Origin of the sequence: Phyllobacterium zundukense, from assembly GCF_002764115.1 — a bacterium.
GTDB lineage: Bacteria > Pseudomonadota > Alphaproteobacteria > Rhizobiales > Rhizobiaceae > Phyllobacterium > Phyllobacterium zundukense.
Genome location: NZ_CP017940.1, coordinates 3844105 through 3869944, shown reverse-complemented (window position 1 = coordinate 3869944; position 25840 = coordinate 3844105). Strand labels below are relative to the sequence as shown.

The following is a 25840-nucleotide window of genomic DNA, read 5'->3' as shown; positions in this document are numbered from 1 at the left end:
TTCTACCCGGCATGCTGCCACGGAAAATTCCCGATCATGCCGTAATCACCCTGCAATATCCAGGCGTCACAAGGGGCTGCATCATCAGCCTACAGAGAGCGCATGGTTTACTATCGCACAACATCGGAACCATGCGGAACGGCTCCTTACGGATTTGGACTGTGGAGCCAGCCTGCCTGCCTATGCGGTCTTTTGGTGCTGTGGATCGCCCTGGCTATCCTGTTCAATAGCGCCCCCGAGATCGATAAGGCCGTGTCGTCATTCTTCTTCGTCGCCACGGAATGCACGAATGCCCTGACCACCACCAGGATATGTGGCGATTTTCCAGCCGCCTCCGCTGCGCTCCTCAAAACGCTTCGGCGCGTGTTCTATGCCCTGCCAATGGTCGGAGCCAGCGTCATTGTTACGATTGCCCTGCGCGATCTCGCCTTCGGCATGCGCTGGAACCATGAACGTATCCGGATCTCGACCATTGCGCTGACAACGCTTGCTCTCGGCCCTGGATTACTTGTCAACGGCTATATGAAGGAGTTCATAGGCAGGCCGCGGCCTGCCGATACGCTGCTCTTTGGTGGAAATCATCATTTTGTTGCCGCCGCCGAGTGGTCACAGGCCTGCCACCACAATTGTTCGTTCGTATCAGGCGAGGCGTCCGGCATTGTCTGGATTATCTGTCTCCTGCCGCTTTGGCCGCATCGCGACAGGTTGAGGTTGCTTTGGCCTATGATCACGATTGTCGGTGTTGCCGACATGCTGCGGGTTGCCTTCGGCCGACATTACTTGTCCGATGTTGTTCTAGGATCCTTGTCCACATTGGTTGTTTTTGCCGCCATGGCGTGCCTGTGCGAAGTGCTGACCAGCCGGTTTTATCCCATCCCAGGTTCCCGGAGATGATGATCTGTGCAATCTCGTTGCGATTGCATCTTTACGTTGGCTGGCGCTCGTGAAACGGGTTATGAAGCCATAACGAGAGTGAGAAGTGCTACAGAAGAACGATGCTCCAACAAAAAATTGCGACGGCCGATTCAGGCTTAATCTACAGTCTGATCTCAAGGGCGAAACTTGCAGTATTTCTCGCGCTATCGCTCGTTGTCGGGCTGTTGCCGCTCGCATCCAGCCTTGTCGTGCATTTTCCCGATGAGCGCTACTACTCCAACGGCGCCGTGATCATGATCCAGAGTGGCGATTATCTGACGCCACGCACGGCGGAAGGCGATGTGCGGCTGAAGAAGCCGCCGTTCACCTACTGGATGAGTATAGCCGGCATGGAGATTTTCGGCATATCCGCGATAGGCTCGCGTTTCTTCTGGCTCATTGCTGCGGCCGCAACCCTTCTGGCGACTTTTCAGTTTACCCAAATCCTCACACGCAATGATCAGATGGCTTTGCTCGCTGCCGCGATGCTTACCTGCAATTTCGTTTTTTTGCGTGCCTGCATCAATGCTATTCCGGACCTGCCGCTGACATTGTTCATGCTTTTGGGTTTTATCGGCTTTACGGGCCTTCTTTTCCGTGAAGACCGTCAACAGCTCTATGGTCTGCTTTCCTACGGCGGTACAGGCTTCGCCGTTCTTACAAAGGGTTTGTTGCCGCTCGGCATGGTCGCCTATGTCGTTGCGTTTAGCCTGAGTGTCCCCTCAATGCGCCAGCATGCAAAGCGTCTTTGGCTGCCTGCGATAATCTGGCCATCGATCGTTCTGTTCGGCGCCTGGTTTGTCTATCAATCGTTCACGGCAGCGAGCGAGATGGCGTCGGATTTTGTTGGCGACCAGCTTTCCGAAAAGGTCTCCATCGGCATCGGCACATTTATCAATGGTATTTCGAACAACCTCGCGGGGCTGTTTTTGCCGGTGGTGTTGTGGCTGACCATGCTCGTCATCGCCAGCAAAATGAACGGCAAGCGCCCGAATTGGCGACCGATCGGAGCTGCTGCACCGTTTCTGGCCGGTTGGGTCGCCAGTGTTGTCATCATATTCTCATTATCCAACTATGCATCCCACCGCTATGTGATGCCAGTCATACCCCTTGTCAGCATTCTGCTCGCCTGCGCCTTGCAAAGTGTCATGGATCAGAAGTCAGAAAATCTGCTGCGCATGATCCTGCGGGTATCCATGATTCTCACAGCCGGAGCGCTCGCGGCACTCTTGATGATAGGTTTGCTCCTCCTGGCCCCGACTACCATAATCGGCCTTGCGACAGCAGCATTTCTGGGATTGGTCACCCTATGGCTCGTCAGCCGCAATGCCGGGATCGACCGATTGGCCCTGTGTTTTGCACTCCTGTTGCTGGGAAGCGGTTTCATCGGCGCGCCCGTTCTCAGTGGATTATTGCTGCCGGATATCGGCGAAGTTCTTGCGGCGAAGGCAAAACCGCTCCACTTGCCTGAAAATGAAGTGCTGTTCATCGGTTCTCATCTTGATGCGGCCAAGGTCCGGCTGCACACTGACCGCGACACGCCATTCAAGCAGATGCGCCGATTCCCGGAAGCGGGAATAGCACCCGAGATCAGAATGGTCATGACCAACGAAAAATCCGTAGCGGATACTCTCGGCGCGAGAGGGTTTTCGGTTGAAGAGGTCGTCGCCGGCTGGCGACGCGTACAATGGCAGCCATTCATAGCCGCGCTGAAGTCCGGCCAGCTGATCGAGGCGCGGGAGCAAAATGGTCAGCACGGCTGGATTGCGCTCCGCAAATAGAATGTTGCTGCTTTGGCCCCAAATCAATACCAACCTTGCCAACATCACGGCAACTGCTAAAAGACCCGCAACATAGAGACAATTGGCGCCGCGATTGCGGTCGGGATTCCAGGGAAACACAATGAACAAGTGGAAAGACGTCAAGAAAGTCGTACTGGCCTATTCGGGCGGTCTCGATACATCCATCATCCTGAAATGGCTGCAGACGGAACTTGGTGCTGAGGTCGTGACTTTCACCGCCGATCTTGGCCAAGGCGAGGAACTCGAACCGGCGCGCAAGAAAGCCGAGATGCTCGGCATCAAGGAAATCTATGTAGAGGACGTGCGCGAAGAATTCGTGCGCGACTTCGTCTTCCCGATGTTCCGCGCCAACGCCGTCTATGAGGGTGTCTATTTGCTTGGCACCTCCATCGCGCGCCCGCTGATTTCCAAGCATCTGGTCGAGATCGCTGCCCGCACTGGCGCAGATGCCATCGCCCATGGCGCGACCGGCAAGGGCAATGACCAGGTGCGCTTCGAGCTTTCTGCCTACGCACTCAATCCCGATATCAAGGTGATCGCCCCCTGGCGCGACTGGACTTTCAAGTCCCGCACGGATCTACTGGAATTTGCCCGCGAGCACCAGATCCCGATCGCCAAGGACAAGCTCGGTGAAGCGCCGTTCTCGGTCGATGCGAACCTCCTGCACTCGTCATCGGAAGGCAAGGTGCTTGAGGATCCCTGGCAAGAGGCGCCGGAATATGTGCACCAGCGCACGATTTCGCCGATGGAAGCGCCGGACAAGGTGACGGAAATCGAGATCGCCTTCGAAAAAGGTGATGCAGTCGCCATCGACGGCAAACCGCTTTCGCCAGCAAACCTGCTCAAGACGCTCAACGATCTTGGCCGCGACAATGGCATCGGTCGTCTTGATCTGGTCGAGAACCGTTTCGTCGGCATGAAATCACGCGGTGTCTATGAAACACCGGGCGGCACCATCTTGCTCGCGGCACACCGCGCCATGGAATCCATCACCTTGGACCGCGGTGCGGCTCATCTGAAGGATGAGTTCATGCCACGCTACGCCGAGCTCATCTATAACGGATTCTGGTTCTCGCCGGAGCGCGAAATGCTGCAGGCGATGATCGACAAGAGCCAGGAAGATGTCGAAGGTAGTGTTCGCCTGAAGCTGTACAAGGGCAATGTCATGGTTTCCGGCCGCAAGTCGAAAAAGTCGCTCTATTCCGATGCACTCGTGACTTTCGAAGATGACCGCGGCGCCTACGACCAAAAGGACGCCGCCGGCTTTATCCGTCTGAACGCCCTGCGTCTGCGTACGCTGGCCGCTCGCAAGCGCAACAGCTGATATTACTCGACGCAGAATGAAGCAGGGCCCTGCCCCGCTTTTTTTGTTTCGTTTGCCGCCCCATACTTTATTGGCTGCCCGGCTTGTGGCCATCGCATCTCCGTCTTAGATGTTAGAACCAAACTGTTCTTGCCACATGACGGAGTGCCCCATGTCCTCGACTAAAACGGCCATCAATCCCGCACTGACTGAATGGACTGGGCCTCTGGGGCTGCCAGATTTCACAGCATTCAACGACGATGATTTCGCTGCTGCATTTGACGCTGCGCTGGCGGCTGATCTTGCGGATATCGAAGCGATTGTCACCCATCACGAAGCGCCAACAATAGACAATACGTTGAAGGCGCTGCAGCTCTCGGGCAAGGATCTTGATCGTGTCTCGGCAATCTTCTGGTTAAGGGCCGGTGCTCATACCAATGACACGATCCAAGCCCTGGAGCGGGTATTTGCCCCGAAAATGTCGCGGCATTCTTCCTCCATCATGATGAACCCGTTGCTCTTTGCCCGCATCGACTCGCTGTATGAACAGCGCGACCTGCTCGGTCTCGACCCCGAAACCGATCGCGTGCTGGATAAAACCTGGAAAGGTTTCGTACGCAGCGGTGCAAGACTGGATGAGCAAGGCAAGGCGCGGCTTGCGGACATCAACGAGAAACTTGCAAGTCTTGGCGCGCAATTCGGCCAGAATGTCCTGAAGGATGAGGCCGACTGGGCGCTTTTCATCACTGATGAAACGGAACTGGCGGGTCTGCCAAACTTCGTGCGCGACGCGATGCGTGGCGCGGCTGAGGAGCGCGACCGTCCTGATGCATGGGCGGTTACGTTGTCGCGCTCAATCATCGAACCCTTCCTGTCTTTCTCTGAAAACCGCGCCTTGCGCGAAAAGGCATTCCGCGCCTGGGCCGCTCGCGGCGAGAATGGCGGCGAAACCGACAATACGGGCATCGTCGCCGAGATGGTGAAGCTGCGCGCCGAGAAAGCCGGACTGCTGGGCTATCAGAGTTTTGCTGCGTACAAGCTCGATAACACAATGGCCAAGACACCGAAGGCGGTCATGGATCTGCTTGAGCCCGTCTGGGACAAGGCGCGGGCACGCGCGGCCGAAGAAGAAATTGACCTGCAGCGGCTCATTACTGGCGAAGGCCGCAATCACAAGGTTGAGCCATGGGATTGGCGGTACTATGCCGAAAAGCTGCGCAATGAGCGCTTTGCTTTCGATGAGACCGAGTTGAAGCCCTATCTGCAGTTGGAGAAGATCATTGAGGCCTGCTTCGATGTCGCCACACGCCTGTTCGGCATCCGTTTCGACGAGAAGACCGGCATCCCGACTTGGCACCCTGATGTGCGCGTCTGGGAAGTCCTCAATCCGGATGGCAGCAAGCGCGGTCTCTTCCTTGGTGACTATTTCAACCGCCAGTCGAAGCGTTCCGGCGCATGGATGAGTGCACTCCAATCGCAGCACAAACTCGACGGCGTGAACAAGCCGATCATCTACAATGTCATGAACTTCGCCAAGCCGCCCAAGGGTGAGCCGGCTCTGCTTTCGCTTGATGGCGCCCGAACACTGTTTCACGAATTCGGTCATGCTCTGCATGGGCTTTTGTCGGACGTGACCTGGCCTGCAGTTTCCGGAACATCGGTATCGCGCGACTTTGTCGAACTGCCATCCCAGCTTTACGAACATTGGTTGACTGTACCAGCCATCCTGGAAAAATATGCCATCCACTACCGCACGGGCGAGGCCATGCCGAAGGCCCTACTCGACAAGGTGCTTGCAGCGAACACGTTCAATGCAGGATTCAATACGGTGGAGTTCACCTCTTCCGCATTGGTGGACATGGCGTTCCACGCTGACGGCACACCACCAGCCGATCCGATCAAGTTCGAAGCGGAAACATTGAAGCAATTGGAGATGCCGGACGCGATCATCATGCGTCACCGTACGCCGCATTTCACGCACGTGTTCTCCGGCGATGGATATTCGGCCGGCTACTATTCCTACATGTGGTCGGAAGTGCTCGATGCGGATGCCTTCAAGGCGTTTGAGGAAACCGGCGATGTGTTCAACGCCGATCTCGCGGCAAAGCTGAAACAGTATATCTACTCAGCAGGTGGAAGCCGGGATCCGGAAGAGCTTTACAAAGCTTTCCGCGGCAAGATGCCCACGCCCGATGCGATGATCGAAAAGCGTGGGCTTGCTTGAGTTAGATCAGGCCTTGGCGAAGGCGAGCAGATCCTCGTTGAGCTGTTGCTTGTGCGTCGTGGCAAGGCCATGCGGCGCACCGGGATAGACCTTCAGCGTGGCGTTCTTGACAAGCTTGACCGCTTTGCGGGCGGCATCGTCAATCGGCACGATCTGGTCGTCATCGCCGTGGATGAACAATGTCGGCACGTCAATTTTCTTCAAGTCTTCGGTGAAGTCGGTTTCCGAGAACGCCTTGATGCAGAAATAGGAGGCTGGCATCCCTGCCATCATGCCCTGCAGCCAGAAGGAATCCCTGACGCCTTCTGAGGCTTTTGCGCCGGGCCGATTGTAGCTATAGAACGGCAATGACAGATCCTTGAAGAACTGCGAGCGGTCAGCGATGACACCGTCGCGGATGCCATTGAAGACATCGATCGGCAGGCCTTCCGGATTGGCGTCGGTCTTCAGCATCAACGGCGGCACGGCGCCGACCAGCACGGCCTTGGCGACTCGTTTCGTGCCGTGGCGGCCGATATAGCGCGCCACTTCGCCACCGCCAGTCGAATGACCGATCATGATTGCGTCCTTCAGATCGAGCTTTTCAAACAGCTCTGCCAGATCGTCTGCATACTGGTCCATGTCATTGCCGTTCCACGGCTGGCTCGAACGGCCATGGCCGCGGCGGTCATGGGCAATGGCCCGGTAGCCATGCGACGCCAGAAAGAACATCTGGTCTTCCCAGGCATCGGCGGTGAGCGGCCAGCCATGGCTGAAGACGACCGGCTGTCCCTTGCCCCAATCCTTGTAATAGATTTCGGTTCCGTCCTTTGTCGTGATCGTGGTCATCGCATTGTGTCCTTTCACTGGTTGGCTGGATTTTGATGTCTTGGGTGTCTGCACCGCCATTGCGCCGCTGGCTGGAAGGCTGGCGGCGGCAACAAGGCCTGCGCCGGCGGTCAGGAAGGAACGGCGTGACGTCCAATGAGAATTGCGCATGATACTGGTCCCGTTGACCCTGCTTAACAACCCAGGGTGTCAATTAATTGAAATACGTACGTTCAGATTGCTGCGGGTTGCTTCGGAATAGGGGCAGACCACGTGTGCGCCATCGACGATTTCGCGAGCCTGTTCCGCTTCTACACCGGGCAGAGTAACAGCCAGCGCGACATCGAGGCCAAAGCCCTTGCCATCGTCGCGGGGACCAATGCCAACCGTGGCGCTGACTGCTGTGCCCTCGGACAATTTGACCTTCTTTTGCGAGGCCACATATTTGATTGCGCCGAGGAAGCAGGCGGAATAGCCGGCCGCAAAGAGCTGCTCGGGGTTGGTACCCTCGGCACCATTGCCGCCAAGTTCCTTCGGAGTTGAAAGGGTGACGGCCAACCGGCCATCTTCGCTGGTAGCGCGGCCATCACGGCCGCCGGTTGCTGTCGCCTTAGTCGTATAGAGAATACTCATTGGTCTGTTCCTTGGTTGGATTTGTTCGGCACATATTAGATTGCACACAATTCAATTGTGTGCAATCTATTTTTATTATGAGTGATGAAAAATTAAATGATGCGCAATCTAATGCGCTTGGCTATCTTGCGCAGACAGAACCGTAGGAGTGACCAGGATGGAAAACGCGACAGGAAATGCGCAGGAGTCGCAGCTGAAGCTGTCGAATTTTTTGTGCTTCGCCATTTACTCCACCGCGAATGCGGTAACGCGCGCCTATCAGCCGCGTCTTGCTGCGCTTGGGCTGACCTATCCGCAATATCTGGTGATGGTGGTATTGTGGGAGCAGGAAAATCAGACCGTGAAGGCCATAGGCGACAAGCTCAGCCTCGATTCAGGCACACTGACACCCCTGTTGAAACGCCTTGAGACTGCAGGACTGATTACAAGGCGGCGCGACACCGTTGATGAGCGCCAGGTCCTGATCGGACTTACGGATGAAGGCCGTAGCATGCGCGAGCGCGCTGAAGCTGTGCCTACCGCCATGGGCAAGGCATTTGGCTGCACCATGGACGAAGCGCAGACACTGCGATCAGAGCTCATTGCAATGCGCGATAATCTCGTCGCGAGCATTGACGAGGCAAAGTAAAAGGGCGCGGTTTCCCGCGCCCTTTGTATTCTCGACAGTACAGATCGATCAGGCAGCGATCTTCTTCGGCTGAATCAGTCCGCGTGCAACCAGAAGCTCGGCAATCTGGATCGTGTTGAGTGCAGCGCCCTTGCGCAGATTGTCCGACACAATCCAGATGGAAAGGCCGTTTTCGACCGTAATGTCTTCCCGGATACGCGAAATATAGGTGGCATCCTCACCCGCTGCTTCATAAGGCGTGATATAGCCGCCATCTTCATGGCGATCGATGACCAGGCAACCTGGTGCATCGCTCAGGATATCCCGGGCTTCTTCTGCGCTCATCGGGCTTTCGAATTCGATATTGACCGCTTCCGAGTGGCCGATGAAAACCGGAACGCGCACGCAGGTCGCCGTGAGCTTGATCTTGGGATCAAGCATCTTCTTGGTCTCGGCGACCATCTTCCATTCTTCCTTGGTGTAGCCATCTTCCATAAACACGTCGATGTGCGGAATCACATTGAAGGCGATGCGCTTGGTGAACTTCCTCGCTGTCACCGGATCGGCAACGAACACCGCGCGGGACTGTTCGAACAGCTCGTCCATGCCTTCCTTGCCGGCCCCCGACACGGACTGGTAGGTCGAAACAACGACACGCTTGATCTTTGCCTTGTCATGCAAAGGCTTCAAGGCAACGACAAGCTGTGCGGTCGAGCAATTCGGATTGGCAATGATGTTCTTCTTGGTGAAACCGGAAATCGCATCGGGATTCACTTCCGGCACGATCAGCGGTACGTTGGAATCGTAGCGCCAGGCCGAGGAATTATCGATGACGACGCAGCCTTGCGCGCCGATCTTGGGCGACCATTCCTTGGAAATATTGCCGCCTGCCGACATCAGGCAGATATCCGTATCGGAAAAGTCGTAGGTGTCCAGCGCCTTGACCTTCAGCGTACGGTCACCAAAGGAAACTTCGGTTCCTTGCGACCGGCGCGAGGCGAGCGCAACGACTTCGCTGACGGGAAAGCCGCGCTCTTCCAGTATTGTAAGCATTTCGCGGCCCACATTGCCTGTGGCACCAACAACTGCAACCTTGAAACTCATCTGTAATATCTCCTGTCCCTCTCTGCTGTTCAGAAACCCGCTGGCCACTGCGGGTCTTCTCCCCCGGGCCGGACCCGGGAGGGGGCGAGCAGGCCAAGGGAAATCAGACCGTTTTGGTGGTCGTTTTCGCAGTCTGTTTGGCCGAAATTTTGCGGATAAGAGCAGGCGCACCAGCGCATCCGGCAATCTCGCCGGAACCGTTTGTCAAAAACAGTGCTGTTGATTCGCTACCCACCTGGGCGTCTCCTTGTCCGATTGTGCTTGTACGCGGTTTCCTAAAAGAGTCAATTGTCTCTTCAAATGACAAGAATATGTCGTGTTACGCACAATTTTAGACAATTGACGTAAGATACGGGCTTTGCTTTCATCAATATTTGTTGAACACTCCGCGCGTGCATCGGGTGCGTGACCTTTGGGGGAGAAAATTCCGAGGGACATTCACCGACGTATGGTTTGCCGCAGCAAGCAAGCGCAGCAAAGGGGCCATGCGTAGTGTCAACGGTCGAGGCCATGATCGAGGGGTTAGAACTGATCATGTCCTTGGCTCAACTGCTGTTTTCTGGGAGGAATAGTAATGGCAACCACGTCTGTGGCCGACACTTCTAGTCGGGGTATGACGAGAGAAGAGAAGAAGGTTATCTTCGCTTCTTCGCTCGGAACTGTTTTCGAATGGTACGATTTTTATCTTTACGGTTCTCTGGCCGCTTTCATCGGCGCAGCCTTTTTTAGCGAGTATCCGGAAGCAACGCGTAATATCTTTGCGCTGCTTGCCTTTGCGGCAGGCTTCCTTGTCCGGCCATTCGGTGCGCTGGTCTTTGGCCGCATCGGCGATCTGGTCGGCCGCAAATACACATTCCTCGTCACCATCCTCATCATGGGTCTGTCAACCTTCCTGGTTGGCGTACTTCCGGGATCAGCCAGCTGGGGCATTGCCGCACCGATCATCCTGATCGCCCTTCGCATGCTTCAAGGTCTTGCCCTTGGCGGTGAATATGGTGGTGCGGCAACCTATGTCGCCGAACATGCACCGAGCAACAGACGCGGCTATTACACATCGTGGATTCAGACTACGGCCACGCTGGGTCTGTTCCTCTCACTCATCGTCATCCTGATCATCCAGAATTCGCTCAGCAAAGAAGCATTCGCTGCCTGGGGCTGGCGCATTCCTTTCTTGCTTTCATTTGTTCTTCTCGGAATTTCCGTGTGGATTCGGCTGTCGTTGAGTGAATCACCGGCCTTCAAGAAGATGAAGGAAGAAGGCAAGGGTTCCAAGGCTCCGCTTTCCGAAGCTTTCGGCCAATGGAAGAATGCCAGGATCGCTTTGCTCGCGCTTTTCGGTCTCACTGCCGGTCAGGCTGTCGTCTGGTATTCAGGCCAGTTCTACGCGCTGTTCTTTTTGCAGAATGTGCTGAAAGTCGACGCGCAGTCGGTCAACATCATGATTGCAATAGCACTCCTGCTCGGCACCGGTTTCTTCGTCTTCTTCGGCTGGCTGTCCGACAAGATCGGCCGTAAGCCAATCATCATGGCCGGACTGGCGCTCGCCATTATCACTTACTTCCCGCTGTTCAAGGCCTTGACCTGGGCTGCAAATCCGGCACTTGCCGCCGCGCAACAGAATGTTCGCGCGACCGTCACAGCTGCACCCGGCGACTGCAAATTCCAGTTCAACCCGACAGGCACGGCTAAGTTCACCACTTCCTGCGATATCGCGACATCGTTCCTGACCCGCAACTCGGTTCCCTATGACGTTGTGGCCACTGCAGCGCCCGGCACTGTAGCCACGGTCAAGATCGGTAATGAAACGGTCGAGTCTTACGACGCCGTTGCCGCTGGAGCCGATGCAAAGGCAAAGGAAGGTGCTTTTGCAAAGGGCATCAACATAGCGCTTCAGGACGGCGGTTACCCCCTAGTCCGCGATCCAGTAAAGGTCGCCGATTCGAAGCTTGACGCCTTGATTGCTGCCAATCCGAAACTTGCGCTCGACCCGGCTGCGATCCGCGGTGGTGCAAAGACCATGGTTCCTGTCGATCAGGCGATCAAGGACAAGCTTCTGACCACGGAAGAGGCGGCCGGCGCGACTGAGGTGCCGGTCTACACGATTCCGGGCGCTGGCGCCTTTAAGATGGTTGCCGATCCGGCGGCCGTCAGCTGGCCAAAGGTGATTGCGATCCTGTTCGTGCTCGTGATCTATGTGACCATGGTCTATGGGCCGATAGCGGCCATTCTGGTCGAGATGTTCCCGACCCGCATCCGCTACACCGGCATGTCCTTGCCATATCACATTGGTAATGGCTGGTTCGGTGGTCTGCTTCCAGCAACAGTCTTCGCGATGAGCGCGGCCAAGGGTGATATTTATTATGGCCTCTGGTACCCGATCGTCATCGCGGCAATGACCTTGGTCATCGGTCTCATCTTCGTACGGGACACGAAAGACACCGATCTCGACGCAATCAAGTAATTGCCAATCAAAAAAGCCCGGCGCGATCACTCGCGCCGGGCTTTTTTCATAGTTCAAATTCTCTGGATCAGGCAGCCAACGCCTTGAATTTGGCCAGGATTGCGTCGCCCATTTCGGTGGTGCCGACCTTGGTCTTTCCTTCCGACATGATATCCGCCGTGCGAATGCCGTCATCAAGAACGCCGGCAATGGCTGCTTCCAGCCTGTCGGCCTCGGCAACCATATTGAAGGAGTAGCGCAGGCACATGGCGAAGGACGCAATCATGGCGATCGGATTGGCCGCACCAGTACCGGCGATGTCCGGTGCCGAGCCGTGTACGGGCTCGTAAAGTGCCTTGCGGCTGCCGGTTTTGGCATCAGGCGCACCAAGCGACGCCGAAGGAAGCATGCCAAGGGAGCCTGTAAGCATCGCCGCGATATCGGAAAGCATGTCGCCAAACAGATTGTCGGTGACGATCACATCAAACTGCTTGGGCCAGCGGACAAGCTGCATACCGCCGGCGTCGGCCAGCATATGCTCGAGCTTGACGTCGAAATACTTCGCCCTGTGGGTCGCCGTAACGACTTCGTTCCACAACACGCCCGACTTCATGACATTGCGCTTTTCCATCGACGTCACCTTGTTGCCGCGCGTGCGCGCCAATTCGAAGGCAACTCCGGAAATTCGCTCGATCTCGTATGTATCATAGACCTGCGTATCGATGCCACGCTTCTGGCCATTGCCCAGGTCGCGGATTTCCTTCGGCTCGCCGAAGTAAACGCCGCCGGTCAATTCGCGCACGATCAGGATATCGAGACCCTCGACAACTTCCTTCTTGAGAGACGACGAATCGGCGAGCGCCGGATAGCAGATTGCCGGGCGAAGATTCGCAAAGAGTTCCATATCCTTGCGCAGGCGCAAGAGACCTGCCTCCGGGCGCACGTCATAAGGAACGCTGTCCCACTTGGGCCCGCCCACCGCACCAAAGAGAACGGCGTCGGATGCGAGCGCCTTTTCCATATCCGCTTCGGAGATGGCCTTACCGTGCGCGTCATAAGCTGAGCCGCCAACGAGACCTTCGTCCAGCTCAAACCCGCTCTTCAATTCGGCATTCATGTAGGCAATGATTTTGCGGACTTCGGCCATTGCTTCAGGTCCAATACCGTCGCCGGGAAGAAGAAGGAGCTTTTTCGATGCCATGCTGGGAAACCTCATTGATTGATCGCTGTAATCGGGATGGCGCGTACTTAGCGCAAGTTCAGCAAAGATGGAAAGCTTTCTGCGAAATTTTCTGAATGCCGATAACACTGGCAATCAATTGTGAACGATTCGCGCGATCCAAAGATGTGCAGTTGTAATGTCGGCGCAATCTTCGCAGCCTAGTTGCCGGACATGGTTTTTACGATGGGGGGTGAAACATGTCTTTCTGCAAAGCCGGCCGCTTGAGGCATGTCGCCTTTGGCGCGTTCCTTGCGACGATCACGATTGTGCTGGCGGGATGCGCTTCCGATATCATGAAGAATTACATCGGACAGCCGGTTGAATCGGTCATTCTGGACTACGGCCCGCCAACAACTATTGTCGACCTCGACCAAAGTCAGCGTCGCGCGGAGCGGGTCTGGGCTTAAACCTTGCCCGACAAATCGCGATATTGCATGACGGGACGATCGAGATATTGCGGGGCCCCTGGCGGGGGGGGGCGCATTCGGATGCAACTGCCGACCCAGCGCGAATACAAATAGCCAAAGACCCGGAAATCCGGGCCCTCAGAACATTCTAACCATTCACGCCCAGGGACGCTTTGCTGCATTGGCAGATTCGAAGTTATCAATCTTCGCTGCCTTTTCCATGGTCAGGCCGATATCGTCGAGGCCGTTGAACATGCAGTAGCGGCGGAACTCATCAAGCTCGAAGCTGATTGTACCGCCATCCGGCCCCTTGATCGTCAATTCTTCGAGATCAATCGACAGTGTCGCATTAGCGCCGCGCTGTGCATCATCCATCAGCTTGTCGAGATCTTCATGACTGACGCGGATCGGTAGAATCCCGTTCTTGAAGCAGTTATTGTAGAAAATATCCGCAAAGCTCGTCGAAATGACACAGCGTATGCCGAAATCCAGCAGCGCCCACGGAGCGTGTTCACGGCTCGATCCGCAACCGAAATTATCGCCGGCGACAAGGATCTGTGCCTTTCGATAGGCTGGCTTGTTTAGAACAAAATCCGGATTCTCGCTGCCATCATCGTTGTAGCGCATCTCGGCAAACAGGCCAGTACCAAGGCCAGTCCGCTTGATCGTCTTCAGATAGTCCTTGGGGATGATCATGTCGGTATCGACATTGATGATTGGCAGCGGAGCGGCAACGCCGGTGAGCTTGGTGAATTTGTCCATGATGTCTGCCTGTAGATCCTGGGTAATGACTTTGCGCTTCGCTTTACACCAGCTTGACTGCGAATCAAAGAGTTTCGCCTGTGGCACTTTGGGTCAGAGCGGGGGTCACGCATGATAGCACTTGTCTTGGCTTCGCGAGCAAGGCAAGAAAGTCGGCATGAGTAAACCCTTCCGCCCTCGCCGCTCCGTGCTTTATGTTCCCGCCTCCAATGCCAGGGCGCTGGCCAAGGCTGCTTCGCTGACAACGGACGCTATCATCTTTGATCTGGAAGACGCCGTCGCCCCTGACGCAAAGGAAGATGCGCGTGAGGCATTGCGGAGCTACTTTCTGGCTCACACAGCCAGCACGGCCGAGCGAATTATCCGTATCAATAGTCTTTCAAGCGAGTGGGGTGCGGAAGATCTGCTTGCGGCCAGGGCGTGCAAGCCCGATGCAATCCTTCTGCCGAAAGTCGAGACCCCTCAGGACATCACCAGCGTCACCGAGATACTGGAGGAAACCGACGCTTCGGAGAATGTCCGTCTTTGGGCCATGATCGAGACGCCGCGCGGTATTCTCAACGCCGATGAAATCGCTGAACTCGGCCTGCGATCGACGGCGCGGCTCGATTGTTTTGTCATCGGGACCAATGATATCGCCAAGGAAACCGGAAGGGGATTAGCCGGGAAGCGCGCTTATCTTACGCCATGGCTTATGCAAATTCTGCTCTGCGCCAAGGCAGGGAAACTCGATGTGATTGACGGCGTATATAATGATTTTACGGACGGCGATGGTTTCGCCGCCGAATGCGCCGAGGCTGTTCAAATGGGGTTTGACGGTAAAACTCTTATCCATCCATCACAGATCGAAGCGGCCAATACAGCATTTTTCCCCGATGCAGCGTCCATCGAGGAAGCACGGTCCATTGTAGAGGCCTTCTTCCACCCGGAGAACAAGAACAAGGGAGCCATCGCGCTAGGCGGCAAAATGGTGGAGCGCCTGCATCTCGAAACTGCGCAAAAACTATTGGCAAAAGTCGAGACAATAGGCAAAAAGTGAACCAGGACTGGCCGATTTTGGCACAAATTTAGGAAAGAAAATCATGAAATTGTACCGGCTTCTGACAGGCCCCGATGATGCAAGCTTCTGCCACAAGGTAACGGCAGCTGTGAACAAGGGTTGGCACATTTACGGCTCGCCAACCTATGCGTTCAATTCGGCGACCGGCGTGATGCAGTGCGGCCAAGCCGTAGTCAAGGATGTGGATGGCGTTGATTATGAGCCTGGCATCAAGCTGAGCGACTACTAAGCACAAGCTCCAGACGGCGCTTGAGTGCATGGTACTGAGCTTCTGATGTGTCGGCCATGGCTTCCTCGCGTGTCGCCGGCCTGTCCTCGAATGGGATGGGCCGGTCAAACTGGCTCACAGTCATATCCCATTTGACGCCATCAATCGCATTGTAGAAATGCGTACCGCCATAGGTCTTGGTTTTGAGGATCGAGCCACCAAAAAGATCCTGCGTAACCAGTGACGTCACACTGCATTGTCCCTTGGCGGGATTCTCAATCGACCATGAGCTGGAGCTTTCTGAACTCCACGCCGCTTTAAGTGCCTCATAAAGATCGTAGGGTGTTGAAAAATCGGCCAAAGCAGTCCTCCGAAACTATCGAGTGATTGATCGTGGGGAGCAATATCGCAATCGTCACAAACAGCAACCGGCATTTTGCGCCGCATTGATACTATTCGGCACTTGCTTCGATGCGTTCCATATCCTCGTCCGACAGGCCAAAATGATGGCCAATCTCGTGGATCAGGACATGGGTTACGATTTCACCCAGCGCTTCCTCATATTCTGCCCAGTAATCCAGGATAGCACGGCGGTAGATCGTGATGCGATTGGCCTGTTCACCCGTCTGAAGGGAAAAACGCTCGCCAATGCCGGTTCCTTCAAAAAGCCCGAGGAGATCAAAGGGTGACTCCAGCCCCATATCCTCGACGATCTGGTCGTCGGGAAATTCAGAAACCTGAATGGTGATATCACCGCAAAGCGCGCGAAATGTTTCGGGCAAATGCGCGTAAGCCTCGATCGCCAGAGATTCTATCTCGCCGAGCGAAGGTGACAAACGATTACCCCAGTCGGCGGTTTGGTTACTTCGGGCCATCGGAACTCCTGGCAGGGCATTTCCGGTTTCATATAATGCGTTTGAATGACAGATGCGAGGGGGCCTGACCTTTACCGTCAGGTCCTGGAGGGCGCCACCATTAGCAATCGCTCGATTCGCCGAAAACTCTCGGCAAGCACCGTTGGATCCTTCAGACCGTGAGCAAGCATGATGCCACCCTGCCATTCGGTCAGCGCATTGCGCGCAAGTCCCAGCGCCGTTGAGGGCCGAATGCCGGAGCGCCCGAGTTCCCTGCCGATAAACCCAATGAGAAGACTGAAGGATTCCGCCGCGCGACCGGCCGCTTCCGGAGATTCATGCCGAAAATCGCGTATGCCAAGCGCAATGGGACAACCATGCTCCACGCGGCTCTTCAGGGACTGCGCCAGCTTTTCTACAAGGAGTTGCAACCGGATCCGCGGGTTCTGGTTTGCCTCGGTGATTTCCGCCAGCATGATCTCGGTTTCCGCCACGAAAATGTCCGCCACCCCGCGCGCCAGTTCGGCCTTGCTCTTGAAATAGTAGTAGATATTGCCGAGCGGAATCCCCGAGGCCGCGGCGATATCGGCAAGGCTTGTCACGGCGTAACCTTGGTGCCAGAACAACCCCGCGGCTGATGCAATAAGGATATCGCGTTTTTCATTTTGCTTTGCCATATCGCCATCTGTCAGTCAGTCATGCAACTGACTCTGACAATGGCGCATATGCTCAAAAAATGAAAGGCCAAGTCCATCAGTCTTCGATGTTACGCGCTTCGGATGGCAGCATGATCGGGATACCGTCCCTTACCGGATAGGCCAAATGCGCCGATTTGGAAACCAGTTCCGAATTTTGCTGATCGTAAATGAGCGGCCCCTTGGTCAAGGGACAGACCAGAAGATCAAGCAGCTTGCGATCGATCGGCGTCTCGCGTTTTTCGTCGGTCATGATGTGATCCTTCTCGAAGCTCACTGCAAGCTTCCTTCGAAATCATCCTGGTCCTTGGCCAGAGCAATCTCGGTTATAGCGATCAAAGTCTCTGCCCTGGTTTTCAAATCAGCCGCTTCCAATAGGGCCTGCTTTTCCGCAGCCCCAAACGGCGACATCATGGCAAGTGCATTGACAAGCGTCTCATTGCCCGCCCGGGAGATGCTGTCCCAGTCCGCTTCGAGATTGTTGGCATCGAGATACGCTCGAAAAACGCGCAGCAATGACAGCCGGTCGACGTCCGAATCGTCGGCTTCATCGAGATCGGCACGCAACGGCGCGATCTTGCACTGGCGGAAAGGTGTGCGGGTGGTAAGTTCCTTGATCACGCGAAAGCGGCATATGCCCTGGAGCGTTATCAGCAGGCGCCCATCGCCAGTTTCGGCGAATGAAGTAATCCGGCCAAGGCATCCCACTTCGCATAGATCACCATCGGCCTCTCCGTCCTGATCAAGGCGGGGTTGAATCATACCGATGATTCGTTTGCTGCCAAGCGCGGTATCGACCATTGCGAGATAGCGAAGTTCAAAAATATTGAGTGGCAGTTGGCCGCCCGGCAGCAGCAAGGCTCCCGAAAGGGGGAAAATCGGCACGCTGTCCGGAATATCATCGAGCGTTCGATAACGAACATTTCCTGCTTGCATCGCTTAACTCCAGCCGGGATCCGAAAAGATCGAGATCGCGGGCTATAGTGCCTGACTTTCTTCAGGAAAACAGCAGCGAAGACAATTTTCGGCGTGCGGTGGCGGAAGCTTCGTCACCTGCGCCCCACGCATCAAAGAACTGCAACAGCTGCTTGCGGGCACCATCGTCATTCCATGCACGATCGGCTTTCATGATGGCGAGAAGATGATCGGCTGCTTCATGGCGCTGCCCCTTGGCGTTCAGGATCATTGCAAGGTCAAATCGCGCCTGATGGTCCTTGGGATTCTCGCGCAATCGCGCTTCCAGCGCCGCTGGATCGCCGAGCGTCGCAACCTGATCTGCCAATGCAATCTTCGCTTCGGCGGCTCGAACACCCGCATCTTCCTTTTTGTCTGCGGGCACCCGCTCCAGCGTGGCTTTCGCCTGTTCAAGGTCACCGAGTTCAATCAGACAATTGGCAAGGCCGGCAAGAGCCGCCACATGATCCGGCACTTCAGCAAGAATGGCCGCATAGATCTGGGCCGCCTGCGCGGCATCGCCGGTTTCAACAGCCTGCGTTGCCGCGTCGAGTGCCGACTGAATGGCCGCGTCTTTCCCGCCATCGGGCGAAGCAATACGATCGATAAATTCCCTGACCTTGGATTCAGGCAGCGAGCCCATGAAACCATCGACAGGTTTGCCGTCGGCAAATACGATGACAGCCGGAATGGATTGAATGCCAAGTTGTCCGGCAATCGCCGGGTGATCGTCGATATTCATCTTGACCAGCTTTACCCGCCCGCCTGCCGCGCGAACCACCTTTTCGAGGACAGGAGTCAGCTGCTTGCACGGTCCGCACCACGGCGCCCAGAAATCCACGAGAACCGGCTGGCTCTTTGATTCGGCGATAACATCCGCAGGAAAGGCAGCCGTCGTTGTGTCCTTGATCACCTCGCCCGCACTTCTGGCCGCCCCGTTCGGAGCCGCCCCGTAGGACACGGTCGTGGTGCCCGGCATGCTTCCATAGCCGCCGCCAAACGGGTTATCTGTATCGCTCATGAAGTTCTCCCGTCATTTGCCGATCGATTTGATCAATCACTGCCGCACTTGACCATATTCAGCTATCAGTTTGGGGTCGATCCGTCTATTTTCAAGATCAATGGTTCATGACCCGTTGCCTTGAGGAATTTCAACAGATCGTCCCGGCCGATTGATGTGGTGGCCTCGTTGGTCAATGGATGCGCATTGACAATGTCATTTTCCAGCAGGTCGGCATCGATCACGACCTTGACCTGATGTTGGGTGTCGTTGATCGCGCCAAAGACGCTGACTGCGCCAGGCGTCAAACCGAGAAAGTCCAGAAGTTTTTCCGGCTTGCCGAAGGAAACCCGGCTGGCCGCACCAATCTTCGTGTGAATCGTTTTGAGATCGACCTCAGCTTCCTCATCAACCGTCACAAGAAAATAATGATCTTTCTTGTCCTTCAAGAACAGGTTCTTGGTATGCGCACCACTAACCTGGCCGCGCAGATCCTGGGCTTCAGCCACGGTGAACACCGCCGGATGATGGATTGTCGATACCTTGATGCCAAGTTCAGTGAGATATTGCATCAACTCGTCAATTGTCTTGCCCATGATCGCCTTCCGAATAAACCGCTCGACCGAATATGCCTGCGTCTCTCGTAATGGGTCGATGATGCGTCCTCAAGGGAAAAGCTGCGCCTTGTCAAATCGGCGTGCTCGATTTTTTGACATATCTCGCAAAAGTCGAAAATTCCCTGTTGCAATTAGCCGGCGCTTGGGTCATACAGGCCCCGCTTCGCAAGACAGACTGGCGCATGCGGGAGTAGCTCAGGGGTAGAGCACAACCTTGCCAAGGTTGGGGTCGAGGGTTCGAATCCCTTCTCCCGCTCCAGTTGTCCGAAGATCAAAAGGCTCAGGTTTACCTGGGCCTTTTTGCTGTCCAGACCCTGGCTGTGACTATGCGGGGTCATTGGTCCAGGTAACGTAGCACTGGCCTGTCGCACCTCCCGAATACAGGTTGCAATTGCAATCTCTGCTCAAACCATTAAACCCGAGAGCATGGCACAGAAGAAAGCACACGAGGTTGATTCTTTTCTGAAAAGGCTGGATCGCGCCTACCCCATCGTGCTGCTTTATGGCCCCGACAAGGGTCTGGTGAGCGAAAGAGCCGGGGTATTTATCAAGCTCACCGGTCTCGCCCAGGACGATCCCTTTGCCGTGATTCGACTCGACGCGGATGACATCAATTCTGAACCTGGCCGGCTTTCCGACGAGGCCAACACGATTTCGATGTTTGGCGGCGAGCGGTTGATCTGGGTGCGCAATGCGGCAGGTCAAAAGGGGCTGGCGGATGCGGTCGCCCATCTCAGCAAGAACCCGCCTGTCGATACCCATATTCTGATCGAAGCCGGGGACCTGAAGAAGGGTGCCGGTCTGCGCGGCACCGTGGAACAAAGCGCCAGCGCCATGGCTCTGCCCTGCTACAGCGACGATGCGCGCGGGATCGACAGCACCATCGATGACATGTTTGCCAGGAACCGGCTGCAGATAACCCTCGATGCCCGCAACCTCCTCAAGGAGAGCCTTGGCGGCGACCGGCTGGCGACACGTGCCGAGCTCGAGAAGATCTGCCTCTACGCCCATGGCAGGGAGCGCATCACCGCAGACGATGTGCGCGATATTATTGGCGATGTCAGCGCCACTTCATACGAAACAATTGTCGATGCCATGATGATCGGCAACATGACGGATTTCACCCACGCGTTCGATCGGGTAATCGGAACCGGTTCATCCAGCTTTCTCATCCTGAGCGCGGCAATTCGCCAGTTCCAGTCGTTACAAACGTTACGTTACGGCATGGAGAGTGAGGGAAAGAATGCTGGATCGGCCGTTGCTACGGCACGGCCACCGGTTTTCTTTGCAAGGAAGAAGCTGGTTGAGACCGCCCTGCAGCGCTGGACGACGCAATCCTGCGCCAGGGCTATCGAGCGCCTGCAGCGCACCGTTCTGGAGAGTCGGCGCAATGCGGCGCTCGCCATTCCCGTCATCCGGCAATCGCTCATAGCGCTGGCTGCTGAGGCCGCGCGGGCGGGCCGCAGCAGCGGGCGCTGATATTTCCCAAACAACTTAGCTTTGCAGGCGGCGGCAAATCTCGTCGAGCTGCTCCAGCGTCGCGTAGTGAATGCGAACATCGCCGCCCTTGTTCTGATGATTGACCGTTACACGCATGCCGGTCACATCCGATAGCAGCTTCTCCAAGGCACGCGTATCCGCGTCCTTACCGTCATCCCCATCAGCCTTGACTTTCGCAACCGCTGGTTTTGTACCGCCACCCTGCGCCAGGGCTTCCGCCTGGCGCACCGAAAGGCCGTCGCGCACGATTTTATCAGCAAGCGCGCCGGGATTTGTCGCTGTGATCAGCGTCCGGGCATGACCGGCCGACAATGCACCATTCGTGATCATGTCACGAACCGGCTCGGGCAGTTTCAGGAGGCGCAAAGTATTGGCCACATGGCTACGGCTCTTGCCAATAACCTGCGCCAGATCGGCCTGCGTATACTCGTGATCATCGATAAGTAGTTGATATCCCATGCCTTCTTCGATGGGATTAAGGTCGGCACGCTGAACGTTCTCGATGATCGCAAGTTCCAGCGCGACACGGTCATCAACCTCACGGATAATGACCGGAACAGTGGCCAGACCAGCGCGCTGCGCGGCACGCCAGCGGCGCTCACCAGCGATCAGCTCATAGTGATCCGGAGAGTCCTTGACCGGCCGGACGACGACCGGCTGAACAATACCGTGCTCACGAATGGATTGGGTCAGATCCTCGAGATCGCCTTCGGTAAACAGGCGGCGTGGATTGCGTGGATTGCGTGTAACGAACTCAATGGGAATCTGACGATCCAGAGTGGCGATGCGCGGCGCATTTTCATCCGGCAGCCGGTCCATCTCGCCGATCAGTGCTGCAAGGCCACGGCCGAGGCGCTTTTTTGACAGATCTTCATTCATTGTCACAGGCTCTCATAAATGTTTCGTATTCGAATCGATCAAGCGGCGCGTAAATGCCGCTCTCTCTGGATGACTTCCGACGCCAGCTGCAGATAAGCCTGGCTGCCGGCGCACTTCAGATCATAAAGAATCGCGGGTATACCGTAGGACGGCGCCTCGGAAACGCGGACGTTGCGGGGAATGACGGTGCGGTAAACCTTGTCACCCATAAAAGAGCGGACATCATCAACGACCTGGGTCGCCAGATTATTGCGACCGTCATACATGGTAAGCACGATGCCCTGAATGGTCAGATTGGGGTTGAGCGCAGTCCGCACCTGATTGACGGTCTCAAGCAACTGGCTGAGACCCTCAAGCGCAAAGAACTCGCACTGCAATGGAACCAGAACGGAATCCGCCGCAGCCATGGCATTCATCGTCAACAGGTTGAGTGAAGGCGGGCAATCAATCAATATATAGGAGAAAGGCGATGCTGCAGGATTGCCGCGGAATGCCTTGCGCAGACGAGTCGCGCGATCCGCAGCATTAGCGATCTCCATTTCGACACCCAAAAGGTCGAGTGTCGAGGGTATCAGGGACAGGCTAGGCACAGCTGTCGGCACCGCCGCTTCCTCAACTGACGCAGTCTGCATCAAGACGTCGTAGGAGGAAACTTCACGATTCTTCCGATCGATCCCGAGGCCCGTGCTCGCATTGCCCTGCGGATCCAGATCGACGATGAGCACATTCTCACCAATCGCGGCCAAGGCCGTCGCAAGGTTGATCGCCGTCGTGGTCTTGCCGACACCACCCTTTTGATTAGCTATGGTAATGATACGAGTCTGGCTGTTCATCACTGTTCCTCAAGCAAAACACCGTTCTCGGCGGTCAGATGGATGCTAGTTGTCTATCGGTTCCGGTCCGCGTGCCGCAAATTGCTGATTTGCAACACGACAGAATCTTTGTCGACCACACTTGCTCGTTCTACCAGATCAAAGACCCAAGCGTCACGGCTTTCCTCGATTTCGCGGCGGTAATCCCGTCCTTTTTGAAACAGGGCGGTTGCGCCAGTGGTCAACCAGGGCTCGGCAAGCACAAAAAGATCGCTTAATGAAGCGAGGGCACGAGCCGTGATGACCTCCGGCGTCGGTATTTTGGACGATACGGCATCGATTCTTGCGGCATGGACCGTTCCAGGGGCGGAAAATTGACCAATGGCTGTTCGTAAGAACGCGGCTTTCTTGCCGTTGCTCTCTACCAGATCGATTCTGCCACCCGGGCGTTTTTTCAACAGGATTGCCAGCACAACACCCGGAAAGCCGCCGCCAGAGCCAAGATCAAGCCATCGGGTGGCGGCCGGTGCCATGTCGAAAAGCTGCGCACTGTCGACGATATGCCGCTCCCAAAGCTCATCCAGCGTCGAGGGTGATGCCAAATTTATGGCTTTTGACCATTTACGAAAGAGTTCCTCAAAGCCGAGCAAGTTATCCACTGTTTCACGTGAAACATTGGATAATACTTCTTGCAACCGCTTTTCGCGCCAATTGCTCACGCAACGTCTCGCGGGGGCGGCGTGCGGCGTATCTGCGTGATAATCAACGCCAGTGCCGCTGGTGTCATGCCGTCAATGCGTTGGGCTTCAGCAATGGAACGCGGCTGCCGTTGTTTAAGCTTCTGCTTCAGCTCATTCGAGAGCCCCGATGTAGCAGAAAAGTCGATGGACTGCGGAATCAACAGTGATTCTTCGCGCTCCATAGCTGCCACATCAGCCTTTTGCCGCTCAAGATAAACCGCATACTGCGCTTCGATCTCCAACGCATCGGCAATGCGACTATCGATCTCACGAAGCGCCGGCCAAATTCGCTTGATCCGTCCGAGATCGATATCGGGAAATGCCAATAGATCATAGGCCGAGCGCCGGATACCATCCTGGTTGAGATGAAGATCGAACTGCGCTGCTGCGTTTGGGGTGATGGTCAGTTTTTTCGCCAAGGCGCGAGCAGCATCCAGATTGCACGTCCGGGCGTCAAAGCGCTCCTTCCGCGCAGCACCGAGAATGCCCAGACGCTCCGCCATCGGGGTCAACCGCTCATCTGCATTATCGGCGCGTAATGAGAGGCGGAACTCTGCGCGCGAAGTGAACATACGGTATGGCTCGCTCACGCCGCGCGAGGTAAGGTCATCGACCATGACGCCGATATAGGCTTCGGTCCGCTGAATGATCACCGGCTCCACACCGCCGGCAAGCCGTGCAGCGTTCAGACCGGCAAGCAAGCCCTGCGCTGCAGCCTCTTCGTAACCGGTGGTTCCGTTGATCTGCCCTGCCAGGAACAAACCGCCGATACGGCGTGTCTGCAGGCTACGGTCGAGTTCGCGCGGATCGATAAAGTCATATTCGATGGCATAGCCTGGCTGCTGCATGACCGCGCGCTCAAGGCCGGGGATTGTCTTCAACAGGTCAAGCTGTACGTCTTCCGGCAGCGAGGTCGAGATGCCATTCGGGTAAACCGTATGATCATCAAGGCCTTCCGGCTCCAGGAATATCTGATGGCCATCGCGGTCACCGAATTTGACGATCTTGTCTTCGACAGAAGGACAGTAGCGTGGACCGATGCCTTCGATCGAGCCGGAGTACATCGCGGATCGATGCAGGTTGGCGCGGATGATCGCGTGAGTCTTCGGCGTTGTCCGTGTGATCCCGCAGTCGATTTGCGGATTCTGGATCCTGTCCGTCATCAAGGAGAATGGCAGCGGATCCTCATCCGCTGATTGCACATCCAGGCTCTGCCAATCAATCGTGCGGCCATCGAGCCGCGGCGGTGTTCCTGTCTTCAAGCGGCCAAGCGCAAATTCGTGGCTAGCCAGTGTGTCGGATAGGCCAAGGGCAGGGGCCTCACCCATTCGCCCCGCTGGAATCTTCTTCTCGCCAATATGGATCAGGCCACGAAGGAAGGTGCCTGTCGTCAGCACCACAGACGCGCAAGGCAGTACGCGGCCATCCATCAGCTGGACGCCGGAAACCGTACCGTTCTCAATGACGAGATCATTCGCCCCGCCTTCGATCACGATCAGGTTTGCCTGCTCGGCTATAGCCTGTTGCATGGCCAGGCGATAGAGTTTCCGGTCGGCCTGGGTGCGCGGTCCCCGAACGGCAGGACCCTTGCGACGGTTAAGGAGGCGAAACTGGATGCCCGCTGCGTCGGCGACGCGCCCCATGAGGCCATCAAGCGCGTCAATCTCACGAACAAGATGGCCCTTGCCAAGCCCGCCAATGGCCGGATTACATGACATTACGCCGATCGTATCGGCGCGATGGGAGACGAGCGCCGTCCTGGCACCAAAGCGCGCGGAAGCCGCTGCTGCTTCACAGCCGGCATGACCACCACCAATAATGATGACATCAAAAACGTCTTGCACGTGCCAGAACTTTCAGAGATTCGAATCTGCGTCTTGATGGGCAAAACCGAGCCGTGAGTCAAGTGTGAGTCAATAAACAGTGTTTCACGTGAAACATTCCAGCGCTCCTTTGACGCTGCGAACTCCTCCCTTGCCACGCCCTCATCTCGAGTCTGGCCATTGAGTTGGTGGGAAAGACGGGCGGTCGTCGAAGCGCGTCTTTTGGTAGTGATATGCGATCCGAAGACCGCCCGTCCGGCGTTTTTCTATCGCATCCGTTCCGCGTCGCGACGGCAGCGGCCGGGCTCGTAGCCCTTACCTGACCCACCGCCCCTCACAGTGCTCGTCCAGCACGCACCGGTCCTAGTACCGGCAGGGGAACCCTTGGACGCAACTTCCCCGGACAGCGGGTCCGTTACCCGCCATCGGAGGCGCCGATCCTCTCCCCACTTCGAACGGCTCCGGAAGCAGT

General features: G+C 56.2%; 26 protein-coding genes and 1 tRNA gene. 11 read left to right on the top strand and 16 right to left on the bottom strand.

Translation table 11 applies throughout. The annotated features are described in order from the left end of the window. Positions 1-102: 102 nt before the first annotated feature. From BLM14_RS19325 to BLM14_RS19310, 4 genes are all read left to right on the top strand, one after another. Positions 103-894 carry a phosphatase PAP2 family protein gene (locus BLM14_RS19325; protein WP_100000865.1) on the top strand — a complete coding sequence of 264 codons (792 nt, stop codon included), beginning with the start codon at positions 103-105 and terminating at the stop codon, positions 892-894. Positions 895-995: 101 nt separating this feature from the next. Further along, entirely contained in the window at positions 996-2696 is a 1701-nt protein-coding gene (locus tag BLM14_RS19320) for an ArnT family glycosyltransferase (protein ID WP_100000864.1), read from the top strand. Between the two features lie 121 nt (positions 2697-2817). Beyond that, positions 2818-4041 carry an argininosuccinate synthase gene (locus tag BLM14_RS19315; protein ID WP_100000863.1) on the top strand — a complete coding sequence of 408 codons (1224 nt, stop codon included), beginning with the start codon at positions 2818-2820 and terminating at the stop codon, positions 4039-4041. A gap of 151 nt (positions 4042-4192) precedes the next feature. Then, positions 4193-6244: a M3 family metallopeptidase gene (locus BLM14_RS19310; protein ID WP_100000862.1), complete on the top strand. Its 2052-nt coding sequence runs from the start codon at positions 4193-4195 to the stop codon at positions 6242-6244. Between the two features lie 6 nt (positions 6245-6250). On the opposite strand, the gene BLM14_RS19305 is transcribed toward BLM14_RS19310, so the two are convergent. Both BLM14_RS19305 and BLM14_RS19300 read right to left on the bottom strand, forming a co-directional pair. Next, positions 6251-7072, bottom strand: a complete 822-nt coding sequence (locus BLM14_RS19305; protein ID WP_100001530.1) for an alpha/beta fold hydrolase — start codon at positions 7070-7072, stop codon at positions 6251-6253. 189 nt (positions 7073-7261) lie between these two features. Continuing rightward, the gene (locus BLM14_RS19300) at positions 7262-7684 is read right to left on the bottom strand and encodes an organic hydroperoxide resistance protein (RefSeq protein ID WP_100000861.1); all 423 of its coding nucleotides are present in this window, start codon (positions 7682-7684) and stop codon (positions 7262-7264) included. A gap of 157 nt (positions 7685-7841) precedes the next feature. Here BLM14_RS19300 and BLM14_RS19295 point away from each other — a divergent pair, with 157 nt between their 5' ends. Continuing rightward, positions 7842-8312: a MarR family winged helix-turn-helix transcriptional regulator gene (locus tag BLM14_RS19295; RefSeq protein WP_100000860.1), complete on the top strand. Its 471-nt coding sequence runs from the start codon at positions 7842-7844 to the stop codon at positions 8310-8312. 48 nt (positions 8313-8360) lie between these two features. Here the strand turns inward: BLM14_RS19295 and BLM14_RS19290 are convergent, their stop codons facing one another. After that, a complete protein-coding gene (locus BLM14_RS19290) occupies positions 8361-9395 on the bottom strand; it encodes an aspartate-semialdehyde dehydrogenase (protein ID WP_100000859.1) in 1035 nt (344 codons plus the stop codon). Between the two features lie 574 nt (positions 9396-9969). Here BLM14_RS19290 and BLM14_RS19285 point away from each other — a divergent pair. Then, a complete protein-coding gene (locus tag BLM14_RS19285; protein WP_100000858.1) occupies positions 9970-11856 on the top strand; it encodes an MFS transporter in 1887 nt (628 codons plus the stop codon). Positions 11857-11923: 67 nt separating this feature from the next. On the opposite strand, the gene leuB is transcribed toward BLM14_RS19285, so the two are convergent. Next, positions 11924-13036 carry a 3-isopropylmalate dehydrogenase gene (gene leuB, locus BLM14_RS19280; protein WP_100000857.1) on the bottom strand — a complete coding sequence of 371 codons (1113 nt, stop codon included), beginning with the start codon at positions 13034-13036 and terminating at the stop codon, positions 11924-11926. 218 nt (positions 13037-13254) lie between these two features. Here leuB and BLM14_RS19275 point away from each other — a divergent pair, with 218 nt between their 5' ends. After that, on the top strand, positions 13255-13464 hold the full coding sequence (locus tag BLM14_RS19275) for a hypothetical protein (RefSeq protein ID WP_108724314.1): 210 nt from the start codon (positions 13255-13257) through the stop codon (positions 13462-13464). A 156-nt stretch (positions 13465-13620) separates the two neighbouring features. Here BLM14_RS19275 and leuD read toward each other — a convergent pair whose 3' ends face one another. Further along, on the bottom strand, positions 13621-14226 hold the full coding sequence (gene leuD, locus BLM14_RS19270) for a 3-isopropylmalate dehydratase small subunit (protein ID WP_100000856.1): 606 nt from the start codon (positions 14224-14226) through the stop codon (positions 13621-13623). A gap of 157 nt (positions 14227-14383) precedes the next feature. Between leuD and BLM14_RS19265 the strand changes: the two genes are divergently transcribed. Both BLM14_RS19265 and BLM14_RS19260 read left to right on the top strand, forming a co-directional pair. Then, complete coding sequence (locus tag BLM14_RS19265) at positions 14384-15265, top strand: HpcH/HpaI aldolase/citrate lyase family protein (RefSeq protein ID WP_100000855.1); 882 nt, start codon at positions 14384-14386, stop codon at positions 15263-15265. A gap of 43 nt (positions 15266-15308) precedes the next feature. Beyond that, positions 15309-15515, top strand: coding sequence for a DUF1737 domain-containing protein (locus tag BLM14_RS19260; RefSeq protein ID WP_100000854.1), 207 nt, complete (start codon positions 15309-15311; stop codon positions 15513-15515). Here the strand turns inward: BLM14_RS19260 and BLM14_RS19255 are convergent. The 7 genes from BLM14_RS19255 to BLM14_RS19225 form a co-directional block, all read right to left on the bottom strand. Next, on the bottom strand, positions 15496-15855 hold the full coding sequence (locus BLM14_RS19255; RefSeq protein ID WP_100000853.1) for a YunG family protein: 360 nt from the start codon (positions 15853-15855) through the stop codon (positions 15496-15498). The two genes, BLM14_RS19260 and BLM14_RS19255, sit on opposite strands and share 20 nt — an antisense overlap. A 91-nt stretch (positions 15856-15946) precedes the next feature. Further along, positions 15947-16369, bottom strand: a complete 423-nt coding sequence (locus tag BLM14_RS19250) for a metallopeptidase family protein (RefSeq protein WP_100000852.1) — start codon at positions 16367-16369, stop codon at positions 15947-15949. Between the two features lie 77 nt (positions 16370-16446). Further along, positions 16447-17025 carry a TetR/AcrR family transcriptional regulator gene (locus BLM14_RS19245; RefSeq protein ID WP_100000851.1) on the bottom strand — a complete coding sequence of 193 codons (579 nt, stop codon included), beginning with the start codon at positions 17023-17025 and terminating at the stop codon, positions 16447-16449. 76 nt (positions 17026-17101) lie between these two features. After that, entirely contained in the window at positions 17102-17296 is a 195-nt protein-coding gene (locus tag BLM14_RS19240) for a Trm112 family protein (protein WP_100001528.1), read from the bottom strand. Positions 17297-17316: 20 nt separating this feature from the next. Continuing rightward, on the bottom strand, positions 17317-17979 hold the full coding sequence (locus BLM14_RS19235) for an LON peptidase substrate-binding domain-containing protein (RefSeq protein ID WP_100000850.1): 663 nt from the start codon (positions 17977-17979) through the stop codon (positions 17317-17319). 61 nt (positions 17980-18040) lie between these two features. Beyond that, a complete protein-coding gene (gene trxA, locus BLM14_RS19230; RefSeq protein WP_237143575.1) occupies positions 18041-18976 on the bottom strand; it encodes a thioredoxin in 936 nt (311 codons plus the stop codon). Positions 18977-19083: 107 nt separating this feature from the next. Beyond that, positions 19084-19593 (bottom strand): prolyl-tRNA synthetase associated domain-containing protein, encoded by a 510-nt coding sequence (locus tag BLM14_RS19225; protein ID WP_100000848.1) that lies wholly within the window; start codon positions 19591-19593, stop codon positions 19084-19086. 205 nt (positions 19594-19798) lie between these two features. On the opposite strand from BLM14_RS19225, the gene BLM14_RS19220 reads away from it, so the two are divergent. Beyond that, a tRNA-Gly gene (locus tag BLM14_RS19220) sits at positions 19799-19873 on the top strand. A 167-nt stretch (positions 19874-20040) separates the two neighbouring features. Then, complete coding sequence (holA, locus tag BLM14_RS19215) at positions 20041-21093, top strand: DNA polymerase III subunit delta (RefSeq protein WP_100000847.1); 1053 nt, start codon at positions 20041-20043, stop codon at positions 21091-21093. 15 nt (positions 21094-21108) lie between these two features. Here the strand turns inward: holA and BLM14_RS19210 are convergent, their stop codons facing one another. From BLM14_RS19210 to mnmG, 4 genes are read right to left on the bottom strand one after another with little or no spacing between them, the layout of a single operon-like run. Next, positions 21109-21993, bottom strand: a complete 885-nt coding sequence (locus BLM14_RS19210) for a ParB/RepB/Spo0J family partition protein (protein ID WP_100000846.1) — start codon at positions 21991-21993, stop codon at positions 21109-21111. A gap of 38 nt (positions 21994-22031) precedes the next feature. Then, positions 22032-22826 (bottom strand): ParA family protein, encoded by a 795-nt coding sequence (locus BLM14_RS19205; RefSeq protein WP_162293176.1) that lies wholly within the window; start codon positions 22824-22826, stop codon positions 22032-22034. A gap of 53 nt (positions 22827-22879) precedes the next feature. Further along, positions 22880-23524 (bottom strand): 16S rRNA (guanine(527)-N(7))-methyltransferase RsmG, encoded by a 645-nt coding sequence (rsmG, locus tag BLM14_RS19200; protein WP_100000844.1) that lies wholly within the window; start codon positions 23522-23524, stop codon positions 22880-22882. Continuing rightward, a complete protein-coding gene (mnmG, locus tag BLM14_RS19195) occupies positions 23521-25389 on the bottom strand; it encodes a tRNA uridine-5-carboxymethylaminomethyl(34) synthesis enzyme MnmG (protein WP_100000843.1) in 1869 nt (622 codons plus the stop codon). Before mnmG ends, rsmG begins: the two co-directional genes overlap by 4 nt. Between the last annotated feature and the right edge of the window lie 451 nt (positions 25390-25840).

What these genes read in the sequence shown, in the direction of transcription:
- BLM14_RS19325 (WP_100000865.1), top strand. Translation starts at nt 103, where the DNA reads ATGGTTTACTATCGCACAACATCGGAACCATGCGGAACGGCTCCTTAC.
- BLM14_RS19320 (WP_100000864.1), top strand. Translation starts at nt 996, where the DNA reads ATGCTCCAACAAAAAATTGCGACGGCCGATTCAGGCTTAATCTACAGT.
- BLM14_RS19315 (WP_100000863.1), top strand. Translation starts at nt 2,818, where the DNA reads ATGAACAAGTGGAAAGACGTCAAGAAAGTCGTACTGGCCTATTCGGGC.
- BLM14_RS19310 (WP_100000862.1), top strand. Translation starts at nt 4,193, where the DNA reads ATGTCCTCGACTAAAACGGCCATCAATCCCGCACTGACTGAATGGACT.
- BLM14_RS19305 (WP_100001530.1), bottom strand. Translation starts at nt 7,072, where the DNA reads ATGACCACGATCACGACAAAGGACGGAACCGAAATCTATTACAAGGAT.
- BLM14_RS19300 (WP_100000861.1), bottom strand. Translation starts at nt 7,684, where the DNA reads ATGAGTATTCTCTATACGACTAAGGCGACAGCAACCGGCGGCCGTGAT.
- BLM14_RS19295 (WP_100000860.1), top strand. Translation starts at nt 7,842, where the DNA reads ATGGAAAACGCGACAGGAAATGCGCAGGAGTCGCAGCTGAAGCTGTCG.
- BLM14_RS19290 (WP_100000859.1), bottom strand. Translation starts at nt 9,395, where the DNA reads ATGAGTTTCAAGGTTGCAGTTGTTGGTGCCACAGGCAATGTGGGCCGC.
- BLM14_RS19285 (WP_100000858.1), top strand. Translation starts at nt 9,970, where the DNA reads ATGGCAACCACGTCTGTGGCCGACACTTCTAGTCGGGGTATGACGAGA.
- leuB (WP_100000857.1), bottom strand. Translation starts at nt 13,036, where the DNA reads ATGGCATCGAAAAAGCTCCTTCTTCTTCCCGGCGACGGTATTGGACCT.
- BLM14_RS19275 (WP_108724314.1), top strand. Translation starts at nt 13,255, where the DNA reads ATGTCTTTCTGCAAAGCCGGCCGCTTGAGGCATGTCGCCTTTGGCGCG.
- leuD (WP_100000856.1), bottom strand. Translation starts at nt 14,226, where the DNA reads ATGGACAAATTCACCAAGCTCACCGGCGTTGCCGCTCCGCTGCCAATC.
- BLM14_RS19265 (WP_100000855.1), top strand. Translation starts at nt 14,384, where the DNA reads ATGAGTAAACCCTTCCGCCCTCGCCGCTCCGTGCTTTATGTTCCCGCC.
- BLM14_RS19260 (WP_100000854.1), top strand. Translation starts at nt 15,309, where the DNA reads ATGAAATTGTACCGGCTTCTGACAGGCCCCGATGATGCAAGCTTCTGC.
- BLM14_RS19250 (WP_100000852.1), bottom strand. Translation starts at nt 16,369, where the DNA reads ATGGCCCGAAGTAACCAAACCGCCGACTGGGGTAATCGTTTGTCACCT.
- BLM14_RS19245 (WP_100000851.1), bottom strand. Translation starts at nt 17,025, where the DNA reads ATGGCAAAGCAAAATGAAAAACGCGATATCCTTATTGCATCAGCCGCG.
- BLM14_RS19240 (WP_100001528.1), bottom strand. Translation starts at nt 17,296, where the DNA reads ATGACCGACGAAAAACGCGAGACGCCGATCGATCGCAAGCTGCTTGAT.
- BLM14_RS19235 (WP_100000850.1), bottom strand. Translation starts at nt 17,979, where the DNA reads ATGCAAGCAGGAAATGTTCGTTATCGAACGCTCGATGATATTCCGGAC.
- trxA (WP_237143575.1), bottom strand. Translation starts at nt 18,976, where the DNA reads ATGCCGGGCACCACGACCGTGTCCTACGGGGCGGCTCCGAACGGGGCG.
- BLM14_RS19225 (WP_100000848.1), bottom strand. Translation starts at nt 19,593, where the DNA reads ATGGGCAAGACAATTGACGAGTTGATGCAATATCTCACTGAACTTGGC.
- holA (WP_100000847.1), top strand. Translation starts at nt 20,041, where the DNA reads ATGGCACAGAAGAAAGCACACGAGGTTGATTCTTTTCTGAAAAGGCTG.
- BLM14_RS19210 (WP_100000846.1), bottom strand. Translation starts at nt 21,993, where the DNA reads ATGAATGAAGATCTGTCAAAAAAGCGCCTCGGCCGTGGCCTTGCAGCA.
- BLM14_RS19205 (WP_162293176.1), bottom strand. Translation starts at nt 22,826, where the DNA reads ATGAACAGCCAGACTCGTATCATTACCATAGCTAATCAAAAGGGTGGT.